The organism is Nonomuraea jiangxiensis (assembly GCF_900099965.1).
GTDB classification, from domain to species: Bacteria; Actinomycetota; Actinomycetes; order Streptosporangiales; family Streptosporangiaceae; genus Nonomuraea; species Nonomuraea jiangxiensis.
The window spans coordinates 14,825-30,461 of sequence record NZ_FNDJ01000042.1; the positions used below are offsets into that span (position 1 = coordinate 14,825).

Consider the following 15,637-nt stretch of genomic DNA (forward strand, 5'->3'; position numbering starts at 1 on the left):
CGCAGCGAACCCTCGTGAGAGGCCCGTGAAAGTGGCGGGCATGCCGCCGACGGGTTATGGCGCCGTACTGGCGTCCATGTCGTTGAAGAGCAGTGACTTGATCGTCACCGGCACCGTGCCCGAGGGTTGCCGGACGCGCCCGAGGTCGACGTAGTCGAAGTCGCGCAGGAGCAGGCCGTCGAGGATCAGGAGGTCGTTCTCGACCCCCAGTTCGTCGCGCAGGATCCGGCCGAGTGTCCGGGCGATGTCGCCGTCGACCACGAGGTAGAGCCGTTCACCGGCGGTGAGCCGGGGCGACAGCCCCTTGACGATGCCCTCGCCGAAGGCGCGCAGCCGATGGTACTCAGGGTCGCCGCTCCACGACAGGGCGACGGCGAGGTCGCCCTGCGTGAAACGGTCGAGGTGCTTCCTGAGCGTGTCGGCCATGGCCGCGGAGTCGACGGTGTCGCCGGGAACGTACGCGGGCCGCGCCACCGGCAGGTTGCGCCGGGGGAGGGTCCCCTCGGCCGAGTCGAGGTGGCTGGTGATGCCGCTGAGCTGCACGGTGTACTGCGAGGCGCCGAGCACCGTCGCGCGGATGCGCTCGGCGGCGGGCAGCACGGGGGCGGGGAGGAGCGCGCGTTCCGCGCTGCGTCGCAGCTCACCGCCGAGCCGGCGGCCGAGGTCGCCGAAGTCGGCGGTCTGGGTGCCGTAGACGTACTCGGCCACGCCGCCCGAGAAGACGATGCCGTCGAGCCGCTCCGGGATGAGAAGCGGCTCCGTCAGCCACAGGCCCTCCGTGTGTCGCCCGGCGAGGGCTCCCAGCAGCTCACCCGCCATGAGCGCGGCCACGTCGTCGAGCTGGTCGCCGGTCACCGGCGAGCCGAGCGCCAGGTCGTGCCCGGCCCGCAGGGCGTGCCGATGACCGCCGGGCTCGATCCGGGTGACCACGCCGCCGGCGACCGCGATGAGCCGGCCGCCGACGTGGAACGCCGCCGTCCCGGCGATCCGCCCGTCCTCCACCAGGGTCAGCTTGGTGGTGCCGCCGCCGATGTCGATGTTGAGCAGGCGACTGTGCTCCCGGCTCGACGTCCTGACGGCGCCAGAACCGTAGGCGGAGAGCATGGCCTCCATGTGGTGGCCGGCCGTCGCGCAGACCAGTTCGCCCGCACGCTCGCTGACCACCTCGGCGATCGCCTCGGAGTTGCGGCGGCGGAGCGCCTCGCCGGTGAGGATGACCGCACCGGTGTCGATCATCTCGGGCGTGACCCGCGCCTCGGCGTACGCCTCGTCGAGGAGCGCGCCGAGGCGGGCCGCGTCGATCCGCAGGTCCGCGCCGAACGGCGTCAGGTGGACCGGTGACTCGTAGAGCGACTCGCGCCGGACCACGACGTACCGGCTGGTGAGGTCCTCGCTCAGCCGCCGCAGGTGGAGCCGCGAGAACGCGAGCTGGGTGCCTGAGGATCCGATGTCCACGCCGACGCTGTGCAGGGTGACGTTGTCCTGCTGCCAGATCGGGTTCTGCTCCAGCGGGACGTCGGGCTCGTCGTCGTGGTCGTGGTCGCGCCCGGCGCCGTCAGCGTGGTGCCCGGTGCTCATGCGGTGGCGGTGCTCTCGCCCGGCTTCGGCGGCAGGTCCTCGAGCTCGGCCGCGTAGGCGGCCTCCATCCGTGGGGTCAGCCCCTTCTGGGCGAGCGCCTTGGCGAAGGTGTCGCGGACGATGGCGGACTCGTCGGCGTAGTCGATCTGATCGCCGCCGATCCGCCGGCTGATCCAGGCCTTCGGCACGCCCTGGGCGTTGCGGATCGAGACCACCTCGTGCTTGAACGCCAGGTACCGGGCAGGGCTGTCACCGGTGTTGAAGTGCTGGTGGAACCACATGTTGGGCGGGACGATGAGCGTGCCCGGCTGCCAGTCGTAGCGCTTGGGCTCCTCGCCCTCGGGCCACATCAGGCTGAAGCCCTCGCCGCTCATGATGATGACGTGCGCGCCCGGGCCGTGGCGATGACCCTTCTTGTACGTCGCGACGGGGAACTGCGAGATGTGGCTGTTCATGGAGCCCTTGGCCATCATGAAGCGGATGTGGCCTCCGCCCGCGCCGCGCTCCTTGGCGTGGATGAGCGGGAGGTTCACGGCGTCGGCGACGAAGTTCGTCTTGAGGAGCAGGCCCTCGACCTCGTCCTTGTCGGCGAAGTAGTCGGGCTCGCCGTTGAAACGGCCGACGAAGTCGTGTGCGGTGCCGAAGACGAACTCCGGCTCGTCGTACATGTTCATGACCGGCGGCATGTTCGTCGAGGAGACGAAGCGGGCGGCGGTGGTCCCCGAGCCGTTGAAGTGCTGGTGCCAGGTGTTGAGCGGAATCGCGAAGATGGAGCCGGGGCCCCACTCGAAGGTGACCTTTTTGCCGGCGTCGTTCCACACGCTGGTCGAGCCGTGGCCCGAGAGCACCATGAGCATCTCTTCGAAGAGCTGGCGCTGCGGGGCCAGCTTGCCGCCGGCGGGGATCTCGCACACGTAGCAGTCATTGGAGGTGCGGGAGGCTTCGTGGTTGATGAAGACCCCGCGCCCGCCGCGGCGCTCCCAGGGTTTCAGCTCGACCGTGTTGAGGTCGGGGATGTAGTGGGCGGAGATGATGTCCAGACCCTCGTTGCGGACCCATGAGGCGTACGGGGTGTCCTTCTCGCGGGCGAAGTTTTTCGCCATGCTGTCCGAAACGAGCGCATCTTTTGTCACAGAAACCTCCACTTTCATCTGGTACAACGGTAAGACCAATAGCTAGGTGGCGTCAACAAACGCGCCTCGATCCAACGGCTGGGTACGAGCGCCGCGGGCATCCCCGCCGCCTGGGTAGACTCGACCAGGCGTTGCCCGTCGAGCCGGTCGGTGCGCACGCCCGCGCTGGTCTCCGCCTCCGGACCGCGCCAAAGGACATACCATCAGACCTGAGTGTCATACCATTAGCTAATAATCTGTTTGGGGTGCCCGGCAACGTCTTGCCCCACGACGGCCTTGAGGAGTGCGCATATGGGGACTACGAGATCCGGGAGCAGCGCCGACCCGGCGGAACTCTTCAGTCCTGTCAACGTCGACCGCGTCTCGCAGGTCATCGTCGACCAGGTCAAGCTTCTCATCCGTGACGGGCAGCTGAGCCCTGGCGATCGCCTGCCCAGCGAGCGTGAGCTGTGCCAGCGTTTCGGCGTCAGCCGGGTGACCGTGCGCGAGGCCCTGCGTGTGCTGGAGGCCAGCGGGCTCGTCACGATCAAGGTCGGCTCGCACGGCGGCGCCTTCCTGACCTCGCCTTCGGCCGAGCGCCTCGGTGCCGGCCTCGCCGACCTCATCTCGCTGGCGCCCCTGACGGCGGCGAACGTCACCGAGGCGCGCACCATCGTGGAACTGGGCATCCTTCCGCTGGTCGTCGAACGAGCGACCGAGGAGGACATCGACGGCCTGCTCGCCATGGTCGAGGAGAGCCGGCAGGCCGTCGAGAAGGGCGAATACGCGGTCGAGATGTCGGCCGCGTTCCACACCCGGGTGGCGGCGTGCACGCACAACCCCGCCATCGAGATGCTGGTCCAGAGCTTCCACGGTCCCCTGCTGATGTCGTTGCAGGAGTCGCACGTCGACGCGCCGATGGGCCACCAGGGGACGGACGAGCACCGGGCGCTCACCTACGCCATCAAGGATCGCGACCCGGCGGCGGCTCGCGAGATCATGACCCGCCACCTCGAGCGAACGGCTCGCCGCGTCCGGCGCGACGGCTGACCGGCCTGCGATCACGACCGGAGGTCACTCCTCGCGCAGGGCGCGCATCTTCCGCAACCACGGCAACACCGCGAGGGCCGCGAGCCCTGCCGAGATCCCGGCCAGCAGAAGCCCCGTGCGCGCTCCCCACTGCTCGCACACCCACCCCGTGATCGGGGCTCCCAGCGGGGTGCTGCCGAGAAATATCAGGCTGTGCAGGGCGATCACCCGCCCCTGCATCGTAGGATCCGCCCTGATCTGCAACAGCGTGCGTGCGAGCGTGTTGAAGCAGATGTTCGCGACACCGAGGGCGACGACCGCAGCCATCGCCAGGCCGAGCGCGGGAGAGGCCGCGACGGCGACGTTCACGCCGGCGAAGGCGAACGTCCACAACAGCAGGGACCACGCGGTGGCGTCCACGCGCGCGGCGCTCGCGAGGGCACCGAGCACCGCGCCCACTCCGAGGGCGGAGGTGAGCCAGCCGTAGATCTCGGCGCCTCCGCCGAAGGTCTCGCGGGCGAGCAGAGGGAACACGACGCGAAAGTTCTGGCCGAGTAGCGCGACCACGGCTACGAGAAACAGGCACGCGCGTAACTCCGGGTGCTCCCATACATATCGCAGGCCCTGCCTGGCCTGGCCCTTGGCTCGGGGAAGGGCCGGAACCCGGTGCAGCTCCCGGGGATTCATGCGCGCGAGCCCGAGCAGGACCGCCACGAACGACAGCGCGTTGACCGCGAACGCCGCTCCGACGTCGACGGTAGCGATCAGGACTCCGGCGATCGCCGGGCCGACGAGGCGGCCGGCGTTGTGCACCGTCGAGTTCAGGGCCTGCGCGTTCACATAGTTCTCCGGGGTGACCATCTCGGTGACGAAGGCCTGCCGCGCGGGCACGTCGAGAACGGTGACCAGGCCGAGCCCGAGGGCGAGCGCGTAGACCATCCAGAGCTGCACCAGGTCGCTCAGCACGAGCACCGCGAGGGCGGCCGCGAGGACGGCGCTGGCCGCCTGCGTCGCCATGATCGTGCGGCGCCGGTCGAGCCGGTCGACCAGAACACCTCCCCACAGGCCGAACATGAGGGTGGGCAGGAACTGCAGCGCGGTCGAGATGCCGAGCGCGACGGGCGAGTCCGTCAGTTCGAGCACGAGCCAGTCCTGTGCCACCCGCTGCATCCAGGTTCCGATCACGCTCACCGCGTGACCGGTGAAGAAGCGCCGGTAGTTGGGCACGGTGAGCGAGCGGAAGACACGCCGGTGCGCGGTGCGGACGCGGGCGAGGAACGTGGCATCTGCCGAGCCCATGGACACCCCTCTTCCTAAATCAGGCTAATGGTATTACCTTTGCGTCGTTGGCCGGGAGGTTTGGGGTAATTGTTATGACTTGTTCCTGGACCGGGGTTGTCGTGAAGGGATATCCCGGTTTCACGGCCCTCGGGGGGTGCGGGTCGCCCGACGACGAAGGGTTCGCATGCCGGCGACAGTCGCCGCGGCCGGCTTGGAGCGCCGCCGCGTTGCGGAAGGCCCCGCGGGCGGACCTGCCCGCCGTACGGACTCGGGGCGCCGGAGTGGCACCTCGCGTGCTCCCCCCAGGGGTCTGACCAGCGCACTGGCGGGCCCCTATCAAGAGAGCCGCTCCGGGGCTTGTCCGCCGTGTAACGGTCCGGTAAAAGTATGGCTAAAGGGTTAGACCTTTAGTCCTACCGAGGTGTGTACTCGGGTAATTCGCTCAAAGGAGGCCGATATGTGCGATGACCATCTGGCTGGAGCTCTCGCCCGAGAGACGGGGAACCAGGACGGGCCGGAGATCGCCGCACGTGTTCCGTGGCGCCGGCGCTCCAACCTGGGCCGGATCGAGACGGGCGTGATCTGAGCACTACTTCTCGCGGGGGAACAGAAACGCATCATCGCCGGGTCGGTGGTCACACCGCCCCGCCGAGCTCGCGGGAGAGCATCCATGCAACACCAGAAATTCTTCGGATCGGTGGCGGTGGCCGCCGCCGTTCTCCTCCTAGGAGCCTGTGGCGCCTCGCCGACAGCCGGAGGGCCCATGCCGACCGGCACGTCCAGCGGAAAAGCTCAGGAGGTCTACGACCGCATCAACGGGCTCACCGGTGACGAACGCACCAAAACCCTCGTTGACCTCGCGAAACAAGAGGGCACGCTTTCGATCTACACCTCGAACACCGACCTGGACAAGGTCATCGACGGATTCGAGAAGACCTACCCGATCAAGGTGGAGGTCTACCGCGGGAACTCGGAGTCGGTGCTTCAGCGCGTGGTGCAGGAGCAGCAGGCGAACTACAACGGCAACGACCTCGTCGAGACGAACGCCGGCGAGCTCAACGTCATGGCCGACCAGAACATGCTCTACCCGTACGAAGGCGCGCTGCGTGCCGCCGTACGCAAGGAGGGCCAGGCGGATGGCTGGACCGCCACCCGGTTCAACGTGTTCGTGGTCGGCTGGAACACCACCAAGGTGAAGCCCGGCGAGGAGCCGAAGTCGTTCGAGGAACTGGCCGACCCGAAGTGGAAGGGACGTGTCTCCCTGGAGGTCGGCGACGTCGACTGGTTCGCGGCCATGTACAAGTACTACCTCGACCAGGGCAAGACGGACGCCGAGGTCCGCGATCTGTTCAACCGGGTCGTCGCCAACGCGAAGATCGCCAAGGGGCACACGGCGCAGGGCGAGCTGCTTTCGGCCGGCCAGTTCGCGGTGACCGCCTCCTCCTACAGCCACACGATCGACAAGGCCGCCGACCAGGGCGCCCCGGTGAGCTGGCATCCGGCCTCGGGGACTCCGGTACAGCCCATCGTGATACGGCCCAACGGCGTGGCACTGATGAAGACGGCGCCACACCCGGCAGCGGCGATGCTGTTCGTCGACTACGAGCTCAGCGAGGGACAGAAGATCCTGCACGAGTCCTTCCGGGTCGGGTCGATCCCCACGGCGGACGATCCCGTGGCCGGACTCACGACGATTTCCGTGCCCGAGAAGGAAATGCTCGACAACCCCAAGAAGTGGGACGCGCTCTACGAAGAGATCGTCCAGTCAGGCCGGGAGGTCAAGTGAACACCGCCCCCCTGTCGGGCCGCCGTGGCGGCGGGCCCGCGAAGCGTGCGCTGGTCTCAGGGTCCGCACTCGTACTCCTGCTCTCAGGCTGCGGAGGCTCGCCCACGGCCACGGCACCACAAGCCGCGACCGGCGGTGGGCCTAGCGCGGCGGAGAAGCTCTACACCGAGGTCAACGGAATGAACGGTCAGCAGCGGCGTGACAAGCTCGTCCCGCTGGCCGAGAAGGAAGGCGCGCTCGACCTCTACACGTCCATGACGAGCGATGTGGCTGACGCGGTCCTGAAGGCGTTCGAGGACCAGTTCAACGTCACGGTGAACCTGTACCGCGCCGGGTCGGAGACGGTGCTCCAGCGGGTCGTGCAGGAGCAGAAGGCCGGCTACCAGGGCAACGACGTGGTGGAGACCAACGCGACCGAGCTGTTCGACCTGAACACCGAGGGCGTTCTCGCCAATTACGACGGTGAGCGGCGCCGCATGGTCCCGGAGGCCGGTCGGCAGCAAGGATGGACCGCGACGCGGATGAACCTGTTCGCGCCGAGCTGGAACACCGGGCTCGTCACTCCGGAGCAGGCGCCGAAGACCTGGGAGGATCTCGCCGACCCCAAGTGGGACGGCAAGCTGGCGATGGAGCTCAGCGACTCCGACTGGTACCTGACCCTCTACAAGTACTGGGAGAAGCAGGGCAAGACCGGCGAGGAGATCGACAAGCTCTTCGACGGCATGGCCAGGGGCGCGAAGATCGTCAAGGGCCACACGGTGCAGGGCCAGTTGCTGTCCGCCGGCCAGTTCTCGGTCGCCGCCTCCAACTACTCCTACATCGTCCAGCAGGCCAAGGCCAAGGGCGCGCCCGTCGACTACCTGCCCTTCGTCCAGCCGGTCATCGCCCGGCCCAACGGCATCGGGCTGATGAAGACGGCCAAGCACCCCGCCGCGGCGATGCTGTTCGCCGACTGGATGCTCCAGGAGGGCCAGGCGCTTCTGGCGAAGCAGGGGCTCACCCCGGCCATCGTGGAGGGCGACGATCCCCTCAAGGATGTGGAGATCATCCCGATCGACGTCGAAGAGCTGACGAAGAACGGCGACGAGTGGAACAAGCGGTACGACCAGGTCATCTCCAACGGTGAGCAGGTAGACGGAAATTGAGTCACCGATCGTGCGGCGGCACCGGCATCGGTGGTGCCGCCGCGCCCGTGATCATCGCAGACTGGTTCAGAAAGAGGTGAGGGCATGACCACGGCATCTCCCGCCGTCTCTGCCCGCAGGGGAGCCACGCTCGGATGGCTGCGCCGGTTGGGGACCCCTAAAGTCATCATCATCGTCGTGGTCGCCGGCTTGATCGGCTATCTCGCGCTCGTGCCCCTTTACTACCTGATCTGGGGCACGTTCTTCGATGCCGACGGCTTCACCCTCGGCGGCTTCGCCCGAGCATACGGTGACCCGCGCGTCGGCGACATGATCGGGAACTCGCTGTGGTTCGCGGTCGGCTCGGCCGTGTTGTCGCTGGTCGTCGGCACCGCGCTGGCCTACCTCAACGTGCGGACGGATGTCCCGTTCAAGGGGCTCTTCTTCGCGGCCTCGATCATTCCGTTGATCATCCCGGGGATTCTGTACACCATCGCGTGGATCTTCCTGGCGAGCCCGGACATCGGCCTGCTCAACAAGGCGATCGAACCGATCCTCGGCCCAGGGTTCTTCGACATCTTCACCGTGTGGGGGATGGTCTGGGTCGAGGGCCTGCACCTTTCCCCCATCGTGTTCCTCCTCATGGTCGCCGCCTTCCGGTCCATGGACCCCTCGCTTGAGGAGTCGGCCCTGATGTCCGGGGCCAGCAGGTGGCAGGTCTTCCGCAGGGTCACCATGCCGCTGACGCGCCCGGCGATCGTCGCCGCGGTGCTCGTCATGGTCGTGCGCAGCCTGGAAAGCTTCGAAGTCCCCGCCCTGCTCGGCCTGCAGAACGGGATCTACGTCTTCACCAGCCGCATCTACTTCGTACTGCGCTCCTACCCGCCGGACCTCGCCGCGGCCGGCGCGCTGGCGGTGGGGCTTCTGGTGCTCGCGTTGATCGGCGTCACGATCTCCAACCTCGTCGGCAGGTCGGGCAAGACCTACCAGACCGTGACCGGCAAGGGCTTTCGTCCTCGTCCGATGGAGCTCGGCAAGTGGCGGCCGGTCATGGGCGGCGTCATCGTGCTGTACTTCTTCCTCACCGTCGTCGGGCCGCTGTTCGTGCTGCTCTACACGTCCCTGCTGAAGTTCTACCAGGCGCCGTCGGCCGAGGCCTTCGCGTCGATGTCCCTGGACAACTATCGCCAGCTCTTCGACATCTCGGACGCGATGACAGCACTGAAGAACTCCCTCGCGCTCGGTCTGGGGTCGGCGACGCTCGTCATGATCCTGATGGCGGTCGGCGCCTGGATAGTCGTGCGCTCGCGCATTCCCGGGCGGCAACTCGTGGACCACTTCTCGTTCGTCCCGCTCGTGATCCCCGGTCTGGTCCTCGGGCTCGCGCTTTCGTTCGTGTACCTGCGCAGCCCTGTCCCGATCTACGGCACGATCTTCATCCTGCTGATCGCCTACTGCACCCGCTACATGCCGTACGGCATGCGTTACGCGGTCACGTCGATGCACCAGATCTCGGCTGAGCTGGAGGAGTCGGCGCAGGTGAGCGGGGCGAGCTGGTGGCAGACGTTCCGCAGGGTGCTCCTGCCGCTCCTCTCGCCCGGCCTCCTGGCCGGCTGGATCTACATCCTCGTGGTCTCGTTCCGCGAACTGTCGAGCTCGATCCTGCTCTACAGCCCCGGCAACGAGGTCCTCTCCATCCTCATCTTCGAGCAGTACGAGAACGGCCAGTTCACCGTCCTGGCGGCACTCGGTGTCGTCATGGTGCTCACCCTCGCCGTGCTCGTCATCATCGCCTACAAGCTCGGCGCCAAAGTCGGGCTCCGGCAGGACTGAACAACGGGTTTCATCAGGAGGACAGGTGCTCCGCATCAACAACCTCGTCAAGACCTTCGACGGAGAGCGCCGCCGCCGGCGTGACTCGCGCGCGTCCTCGGCACAGGAGGCCCGGGTGTTCGCGGTCAACGACGTCAGCTTCAACGTCGAGAACGGTCAGCTGTTCACCTTGCTCGGCCCCTCGGGGTGCGGCAAGACGACGACGCTGCGCTCGATCGCCGGGCTGGAACGCCCTGACTCGGGGACCATCGAAGTCGGCGACCGTGTCCTCTTCTCCACCAACGAGGGGAAGAAATCGGTGAACGTCCCCGCGAATGAGCGGGGACTGGGCATGGTCTTCCAGTCCTATGCCATCTGGCCGCACATGTCGGTCTTCGACAACGTCGCCTTCCCGCTGCAGGTGAAGAAGCGCGGCGACCGGCTGGGCCGTAAGGAGATCTCCGAGCGGGTGATGCGCGTGCTCGAGACGATGGAGCTCGCCCACCTGGCCGACCGCCAGGCCACCAAACTGTCCGGTGGCCAGCAGCAACGGCTCGCCCTCGCCCGGGCACTCGTCATCGAACCCCCGCTCCTGCTGCTCGACGAACCGCTGTCCAACCTCGACGCGAAACTGCGGGAGTCACTGCGCTACGAGCTGAAGCGGGTGCAGCGCGAACTCGGCATCACCTCGGTGTACGTGACGCATGACCAGGTCGAGGCCCTGGCCCTCAGCAACGCGATCGCGGTGATGCGGAACGGCAACATCGTGCAGCTCGGCCGTCCCCGCGACATCTACGAGAACCCCAACTGCAGGTTCGTCGCCGAGTTCATCGGTACGTCGAACTTCGTGTCCGGCAACGTGGTGGCCAAGGACGGCGACCGATACACCGTCAACACCATCGACGGGCAGCTCGCACTCGACTCTGCCATGAGCCTTCCCCTGGGCACCGACGTGATCGTGTCCGTGCGGCCTGAAGTCCTGGAGGTCAGCACCACCTCCCGGGCGGGTGAGGTGCCCAACGAGTGGAAGGGTACGGTCCTGACCCGTGCCTACCTTGGGGACAGCCTCGACCACGTGGTGGGTGTCGGCAAGCACGAGCTGCGGACCCGCGGGAACCCCTCGACCTCGATAGAACCCGGGACCGAGGTCTATCTGCGGATGGATCCCGCCAAGCTCGTGCTCGTTCCCGTCGACTGACCGTACCTCCGATCAGTGAATCTGCGGGCCCGGCGCTCTCCGGGCCTTCGACGTGAGCAGGAGTGCGTGATCAGAAAGGTGGGAGACACCGCGTGATACCCGCGATCCTGCGGAACCGCGAGTTCACGCTGTACTGGGCCGGGGTCGTCCTGTCCCAGATTGGCACCCGCGGCACCGTGGCGGCGAATTTCTACCAGGTTTACCAGCTCACCGGCTCTGTCGCCTACACCGGGCTGGTCGGCGCCGCGCAGGCGGTCGCGCTGCTCGTCCTCAGCCCGCTGGGCGGGGCGCTCGCGGACCGCCTGGACCGGCGCCGGCTGCTCCAGGCCGCGCAGGCCGTCGCGTTGCTCGTCGCCGTCGCGCTCTCCTGGCTGACGCTGATCGGCCGGGCCGAGGCCTGGCACGTCGTGGTCTCCGTGGTGCTCACCACAGCCGCGGCGACCTTCGACCAGCCGGCCAGGCAGGCACTGATTCCCGCTCTGGTGCCGAAGAACCAGATCGGACAGGCGGTCGCGCTGCTCAACCCGTCGCGGGAGCTGGCCATCCTGGTAGGCCCGCTGCTGTCCGGAGTGCTCATCAGCCTGGCCGGGCCCGGACTGATGTACGTCGTCGACGCGGTGACCTACGCGGTGCTGGTCGGAGTGCTCGCCACGCTCCGGATCTCCAAGCTGGAGCCGGCCGCGGAGCGCCGCTCGATACTGGGATCGATCGCCGAGGGCGCCAGGTACATCGCCCACCGGCCGCTCATCTACAACCTCATGCTGCTCGACCTGTCGGCGACCGTGTTCAGCGCCTATCGCGTTCTGCTGCCGGCGCTCGCGCTGGATGTGCTGCACGTCGGCGCGACCGGATACGGAGTGCTGTCCGGTGCCCCGTCCGCCGGTGCGTTGATCGCGACATATGCGGTCTTCCGTACGGTGCAGCGAAGTCGAAGGCAGGGCCGGGTCCTGCTGGTTTCCACGGTCCTCTACGGCATCGCCGCCATTCTGCTGGCGCACTCGCCGGTCTTCCTCCTGGCCGTGCTCGCCGCCCTGCTCCTCGGCGCCTTTGACGCCATGGCGACCACGATCCGGCATGCCGCGGTCCAGATCGACACCCCGGACGAGATCCGGGGCCGGGTCACCGCCTTCTACCAGATGTCTTCGCGGGGAGGCCCGGCGATCGGGGACGTCGTCGTCGGGGCGGTGGCCGGTGTGATCGGACCCGTGGCGGCACTCACCATCGGCGGGCTGGGCCCGATGGTCGTCGCCGGGTGGTCATGGCTGCGGGGCGGCGTGGTGCGGTCCTACACCGGAATCGTGGAGGCCGACGACAATCCCGATGAGAAGCGGCGCTCCACACCGGGGACATGACCCTCACGGCCGGAAGGGCCGACGCCAGGCGCGCGCTCAACGCCCCTGGTCCGCCACCGCCAGGGCGCCCACAGCGGCCGCCTCCGGGTCAAGGTAGCGGCCACCGCGCAGGACCGGCTTCAGCTCGTCGTCGAGGTCATAGCGCAGGGGAACGCCGGTCGGGATGTTCAGCGCCATGACCTCCTCACGGTCGAGGCGGTCGAGGTGCGCGACCAGTGCCCGCAGCGAGTTGCTATGTGCCACGACAAGCACCGTATGCCCGGCGCGCAGGTCGGGAGCGATGACGTCGTACCAGTAGGGCAGCAGGCGGGCGACGACGTCGGCGAGCGACTCGGTCCGGGGCACGAGGTCGCGGGGTAGCCCGGCGTAGCGGGGGTCGCTCCGCACGTGCCACTCGTCGTCCGGGTCGGCCGGCGGCGGCACGTCGTACGACCGGCGCCAGAGCCGGAACCGCTCCTCGCCGTACTCCTGGAGAATCGCCCTTTTCTCCTTGCCCTGCAGTGCGCCGTAATGCCGCTCGTTGAGCCGCCAGTGCCTGCGGGCCGGGATCCAGACCCGGCCGGCCGCCTCCAGCGCCAGGTTCCCGGTGCGCACCGCGCGTGTGAGCAGGGAGGTGTGCACCACGGTCGGCAGCAGCCCGGCCTGGTGCATCAGTCGCCCGCTCTGCCGTGCCTGCTCCTCGCCGGACGGCGTCAGGTCGACATCGACCCACCCCGTGAAGAGGTTCTTGGAGTTCCACTCGCTCTCGCCGTGGCGCAGGAGGACCAGTCTCATCGTGGCCCCTTTCCGCCACGGTCACCGTCGACGCGAACGCCTCGCTCCGGGTGCTGGAGCGAGGCGCCCTTCGTCGGCGAGGTGACTACATCAGATCGAGGCCGGCTCGAAGTAGTGGACGGTGTCGTAGCCGAGGTGCTTGAAAACGCGGTTCTGCGCGTTGAACAGCCGCAACGGGGTCCCGTCCGCCGCGAAGATCTGGCAGACGTGGTTCTGCGGGACATAGAGCGTGTCGCCCCGCCTGATCTCATAGCGCTTCGGTTCGAGGGCGATCCTCGCGTAGTACTTCTCCGCGATCTCGGCCTCGACCTCCCACTGAAGCGCGTATCCGCCGCCGTCGAGGACGTAGTAGACCTCGTCGGCCATCTTCCAGTACTTGCCGCTGTGGCCACCCGCGGGGATGTCGAGCTCGAAGGCGTCCACGCTGAAGATGCGGGCATCCGTGCGCTCCGGGGACGACATGACGCGGACCCGCCCGAGCGGGGTCTGCTCCCAGGTCGTGTCGGCGGGCGAGATCACCTTCTTCCGGTCGAGCACCCCCGGCGTCCAGATGCGCGACCAGTCCTCACGGGGACCGAACCGCTCCTCCTCCTCGACCGGTCCCGACCGCCCCTGCTGGATCAGCCCCATGAACATCCACGTGCACTTCGCCTTCACCACCAGCGCGACGGCCCGCTCCTGGTACGGGTTGAAGTGCCGGTGCACGGAGTCGGTGTGCACGAAGACCAGGTCGTCCTTGTTCCAGTCATAGCGCTGGTCGTCGTGGATCTCGTAGCCCCGGCCCTCCAAGATGTAGAAGGCGGCCTCGTTCTGGTGGCCGTGTCCGTGATTCGACGACTCCGGCGGCAGCTCCACGAAGTGCACCTGGATCGTCTGCGTGAGGAAGTCCTCGTCACCCGGACCGATCCGCCACCAGGTCCGGCTCTTCGCGCTGTCGCCCGAGTGCGCGACCTTGGCGTCGTCCACGACGACGCTGTCGTCGCGTACCCGCTCGACTGCCAATTGGCGGCGCCGGAAATCTCCGAGGCCGTATGTCTGCGAGGTCAGTCCGCGCACGAACACTCGTCCGCTCTTGCCCATGGGTCCTCCTGTTTCGGTCATCGTCCTGCTCGGGCTCCGGTCGCCGACGATCGCGTCGACGGGGCAGAGGGTTTGTACGAACGCCTCATGCACATGCGGCAATTAGGATCAATGGTATTACCTTCCTACCGTAACCGCAATGGAGGCCGAGATCGCCCAGTCGGCGCGGAGGCTTGAGTGCAGGCCCGTAAGGCATTACGGTATAAATGTTATACCTTTAGGGAGGTGCAGTGAACTCCAGTGACTCGGAACGCGTCGGCACGCTGATCGTGGGCGCCAGCCAGGCTGGGCTGCAGGTGGCCACGAGCCTTCGGGAGCTGGGCGCGACCGATCCGATCACGCTGATCGGCGGCGAGGCGCGCCCGCCCTACCAGCGGCCACCGCTGTCCAAGCGCTTCCTCCAGGGCGATCTCCCCGAGCACCGTCTCGCGCTGCGCGGCGAGGACTTCTACGCGAGCAACGCCATCGAGCTGATCTGCGGTGAATGGATCGAGACCATCCGTCTCACCGACCCTGCCGCCGGGACGGGTGAGGCGCTGACGCGCAGCGGCCGGCGGCTGGCCTTCACCGGGCTCGCCCTGACCGTCGGCGGCACCCCTCGGCGCATGCGCGTTCCCGGCCACCACCTGGCCGGCATCCACTACCTGCGCGATGTCGACGACGCGCTCGGGCTGCGCCACGACCTGGCGGCCGCCGAGCGCGTCGTGGTCGTCGGTGGCGGATTCGTCGGCCTCGAAGCCGCTGCCGGGGCGCGGGCCGCGGGCAAGGACGTCACCGTGGTCGAGGCCGCCGACCGGCTGATGGCGCGTGCTGTCGCACCCGTCGTCTCCGACTTCTATGCCGAGGCGCACCGGCGCCGCGGCACGGCGGTGCGCCTCGGCGCGATGGTGACCGCGTTCACCGGCGACGAGCACGTACAGGGCGTGCAGCTGAGCGACGGCGCTATCCTTCCGGCGGACGTGGTGGTCGTGGGCATCGGCCTGGAGCCTCGCACCGAGCTCGCCGAGCAGCTGGGACTGCGGGTGGACCGCGGCATCGTCGTCGACGCCGACGCGAGGACCAGCAACCCGGCGATCGTCGCCGCCGGCGACTGCACCGTTCTTCCCCATCCGCTGACCCGGCGGGGCCAGGTGCGGATCGAGTCGGTGCAGAACGCCGTCTCGCAGGCGCAGGTCGCGGCCGCCTCGCTGCTCGGGCTCAGCAGAGAGACCCGTTCCGTGCCGTGGTTCTGGTCGGATCAGGCCGATCTGAAGCTGCAGATCGCCGGCCTGTCCGCCGGCTACGACGAGTGCGTCGTGCGCGGCGACCCGGCGACCGAGCAGTTCTCCGTGTTCTACTACAAGACCGGCCGGCTCATCGCGTCGGACTCCGTCAACGCGCCGCGTGACTACATGGTCGTGCGCAAGGTGCTCGGCGACGGGGGCACGCTGCCGCCCGACCGGGTCGGTGACGAGTCCGTCTCCCTCAAGGACCTGATGCGCCCCTCGACCTCGACCGCGGTCGCCTGAAGG

Annotated in this window: 13 protein-coding genes; 8 read left to right on the top strand and 5 right to left on the bottom strand. The window is 67.9% G+C overall.

The genetic code is table 11. From position 1 onward, the window contains the following. Window positions 1-54 precede the first annotated feature (54 nt). Both BLS95_RS49630 and BLS95_RS49635 read right to left on the bottom strand, forming a co-directional pair. Window positions 55-1,578 carry an ethanolamine ammonia-lyase reactivating factor EutA gene (locus BLS95_RS49630; RefSeq protein ID WP_090946616.1) on the bottom strand — a complete coding sequence of 508 codons (1,524 nt, stop codon included), beginning with the start codon at window positions 1,576-1,578 and terminating at the stop codon, window positions 55-57. After that, window positions 1,575-2,681 carry a cupin domain-containing protein gene (locus tag BLS95_RS49635; protein ID WP_218136398.1) on the bottom strand — a complete coding sequence of 369 codons (1,107 nt, stop codon included), beginning with the start codon at window positions 2,679-2,681 and terminating at the stop codon, window positions 1,575-1,577. The genes BLS95_RS49630 and BLS95_RS49635 overlap by 4 nt, the downstream gene beginning before the upstream one ends. Window positions 2,682-3,002: 321 nt before the next feature. Here BLS95_RS49635 and BLS95_RS49640 point away from each other — a divergent pair, with 321 nt between their 5' ends. Further along, window positions 3,003-3,740, top strand: coding sequence for a FadR/GntR family transcriptional regulator (locus BLS95_RS49640; RefSeq protein ID WP_090946618.1), 738 nt, complete (start codon window positions 3,003-3,005; stop codon window positions 3,738-3,740). A gap of 24 nt (window positions 3,741-3,764) precedes the next feature. Here the strand turns inward: BLS95_RS49640 and BLS95_RS49645 are convergent, their stop codons facing one another. After that, a complete protein-coding gene (locus tag BLS95_RS49645) occupies window positions 3,765-5,018 on the bottom strand; it encodes an MFS transporter (protein WP_090946619.1) in 1,254 nt (417 codons plus the stop codon). 439 nt (window positions 5,019-5,457) lie between these two features. On the opposite strand from BLS95_RS49645, the gene BLS95_RS59440 reads away from it, so the two are divergent. From BLS95_RS59440 to BLS95_RS49670, 6 genes are all read left to right on the top strand, one after another. Next, window positions 5,458-5,586 carry a hypothetical protein gene (locus tag BLS95_RS59440; RefSeq protein ID WP_281250137.1) on the top strand — a complete coding sequence of 43 codons (129 nt, stop codon included), beginning with the start codon at window positions 5,458-5,460 and terminating at the stop codon, window positions 5,584-5,586. Window positions 5,587-5,763: 177 nt separating this feature from the next. Then, entirely contained in the window at window positions 5,764-6,786 is a 1,023-nt protein-coding gene (locus BLS95_RS49650) for an ABC transporter substrate-binding protein (RefSeq protein WP_176993831.1), read from the top strand. After that, the gene (locus tag BLS95_RS49655; RefSeq protein WP_143044243.1) at window positions 6,783-7,931 is read left to right on the top strand and encodes an ABC transporter substrate-binding protein; all 1,149 of its coding nucleotides are present in this window, start codon (window positions 6,783-6,785) and stop codon (window positions 7,929-7,931) included. Before BLS95_RS49650 ends, BLS95_RS49655 begins: the two co-directional genes overlap by 4 nt. A gap of 84 nt (window positions 7,932-8,015) precedes the next feature. After that, window positions 8,016-9,743 carry an ABC transporter permease gene (locus BLS95_RS49660; RefSeq protein ID WP_090946622.1) on the top strand — a complete coding sequence of 576 codons (1,728 nt, stop codon included), beginning with the start codon at window positions 8,016-8,018 and terminating at the stop codon, window positions 9,741-9,743. A 25-nt stretch (window positions 9,744-9,768) separates the two neighbouring features. Beyond that, window positions 9,769-10,920 (top strand): ABC transporter ATP-binding protein, encoded by a 1,152-nt coding sequence (locus BLS95_RS49665; protein WP_090946623.1) that lies wholly within the window; start codon window positions 9,769-9,771, stop codon window positions 10,918-10,920. A 92-nt stretch (window positions 10,921-11,012) separates the two neighbouring features. Further along, window positions 11,013-12,272, top strand: a complete 1,260-nt coding sequence (locus tag BLS95_RS49670; RefSeq protein ID WP_090946624.1) for an MFS transporter — start codon at window positions 11,013-11,015, stop codon at window positions 12,270-12,272. A 36-nt stretch (window positions 12,273-12,308) separates the two neighbouring features. Here BLS95_RS49670 and BLS95_RS49675 read toward each other — a convergent pair whose 3' ends face one another. Next, window positions 12,309-13,046, bottom strand: coding sequence for a phosphoglyceromutase (locus BLS95_RS49675; RefSeq protein ID WP_090946625.1), 738 nt, complete (start codon window positions 13,044-13,046; stop codon window positions 12,309-12,311). A gap of 90 nt (window positions 13,047-13,136) precedes the next feature. After that, complete coding sequence (locus BLS95_RS49680; RefSeq protein WP_090946626.1) at window positions 13,137-14,126, bottom strand: cupin domain-containing protein; 990 nt, start codon at window positions 14,124-14,126, stop codon at window positions 13,137-13,139. Between the two features lie 230 nt (window positions 14,127-14,356). On the opposite strand from BLS95_RS49680, the gene BLS95_RS49685 reads away from it, so the two are divergent. Next, entirely contained in the window at window positions 14,357-15,634 is a 1,278-nt protein-coding gene (locus BLS95_RS49685; RefSeq protein WP_218136399.1) for an NAD(P)/FAD-dependent oxidoreductase, read from the top strand. Window positions 15,635-15,637 lie beyond the last annotated feature (3 nt).

Coding starts and splice junctions, on each gene's coding strand:
- BLS95_RS49630 (WP_090946616.1), bottom strand. CDS start 1,578: ATGAGCACCGGGCACCACGCTGACGGCGCCGGGCGCGACCACGACCAC.
- BLS95_RS49635 (WP_218136398.1), bottom strand. CDS start 2,681: ATGGCGAAAAACTTCGCCCGCGAGAAGGACACCCCGTACGCCTCATGG.
- BLS95_RS49640 (WP_090946618.1), top strand. CDS start 3,003: ATGGGGACTACGAGATCCGGGAGCAGCGCCGACCCGGCGGAACTCTTC.
- BLS95_RS49645 (WP_090946619.1), bottom strand. CDS start 5,018: ATGGGCTCGGCAGATGCCACGTTCCTCGCCCGCGTCCGCACCGCGCAC.
- BLS95_RS59440 (WP_281250137.1), top strand. CDS start 5,458: ATGTGCGATGACCATCTGGCTGGAGCTCTCGCCCGAGAGACGGGGAAC.
- BLS95_RS49650 (WP_176993831.1), top strand. CDS start 5,764: ATGCCGACCGGCACGTCCAGCGGAAAAGCTCAGGAGGTCTACGACCGC.
- BLS95_RS49660 (WP_090946622.1), top strand. CDS start 8,016: ATGACCACGGCATCTCCCGCCGTCTCTGCCCGCAGGGGAGCCACGCTC.
- BLS95_RS49675 (WP_090946625.1), bottom strand. CDS start 13,046: ATGAGACTGGTCCTCCTGCGCCACGGCGAGAGCGAGTGGAACTCCAAG.
- BLS95_RS49680 (WP_090946626.1), bottom strand. CDS start 14,126: ATGGGCAAGAGCGGACGAGTGTTCGTGCGCGGACTGACCTCGCAGACA.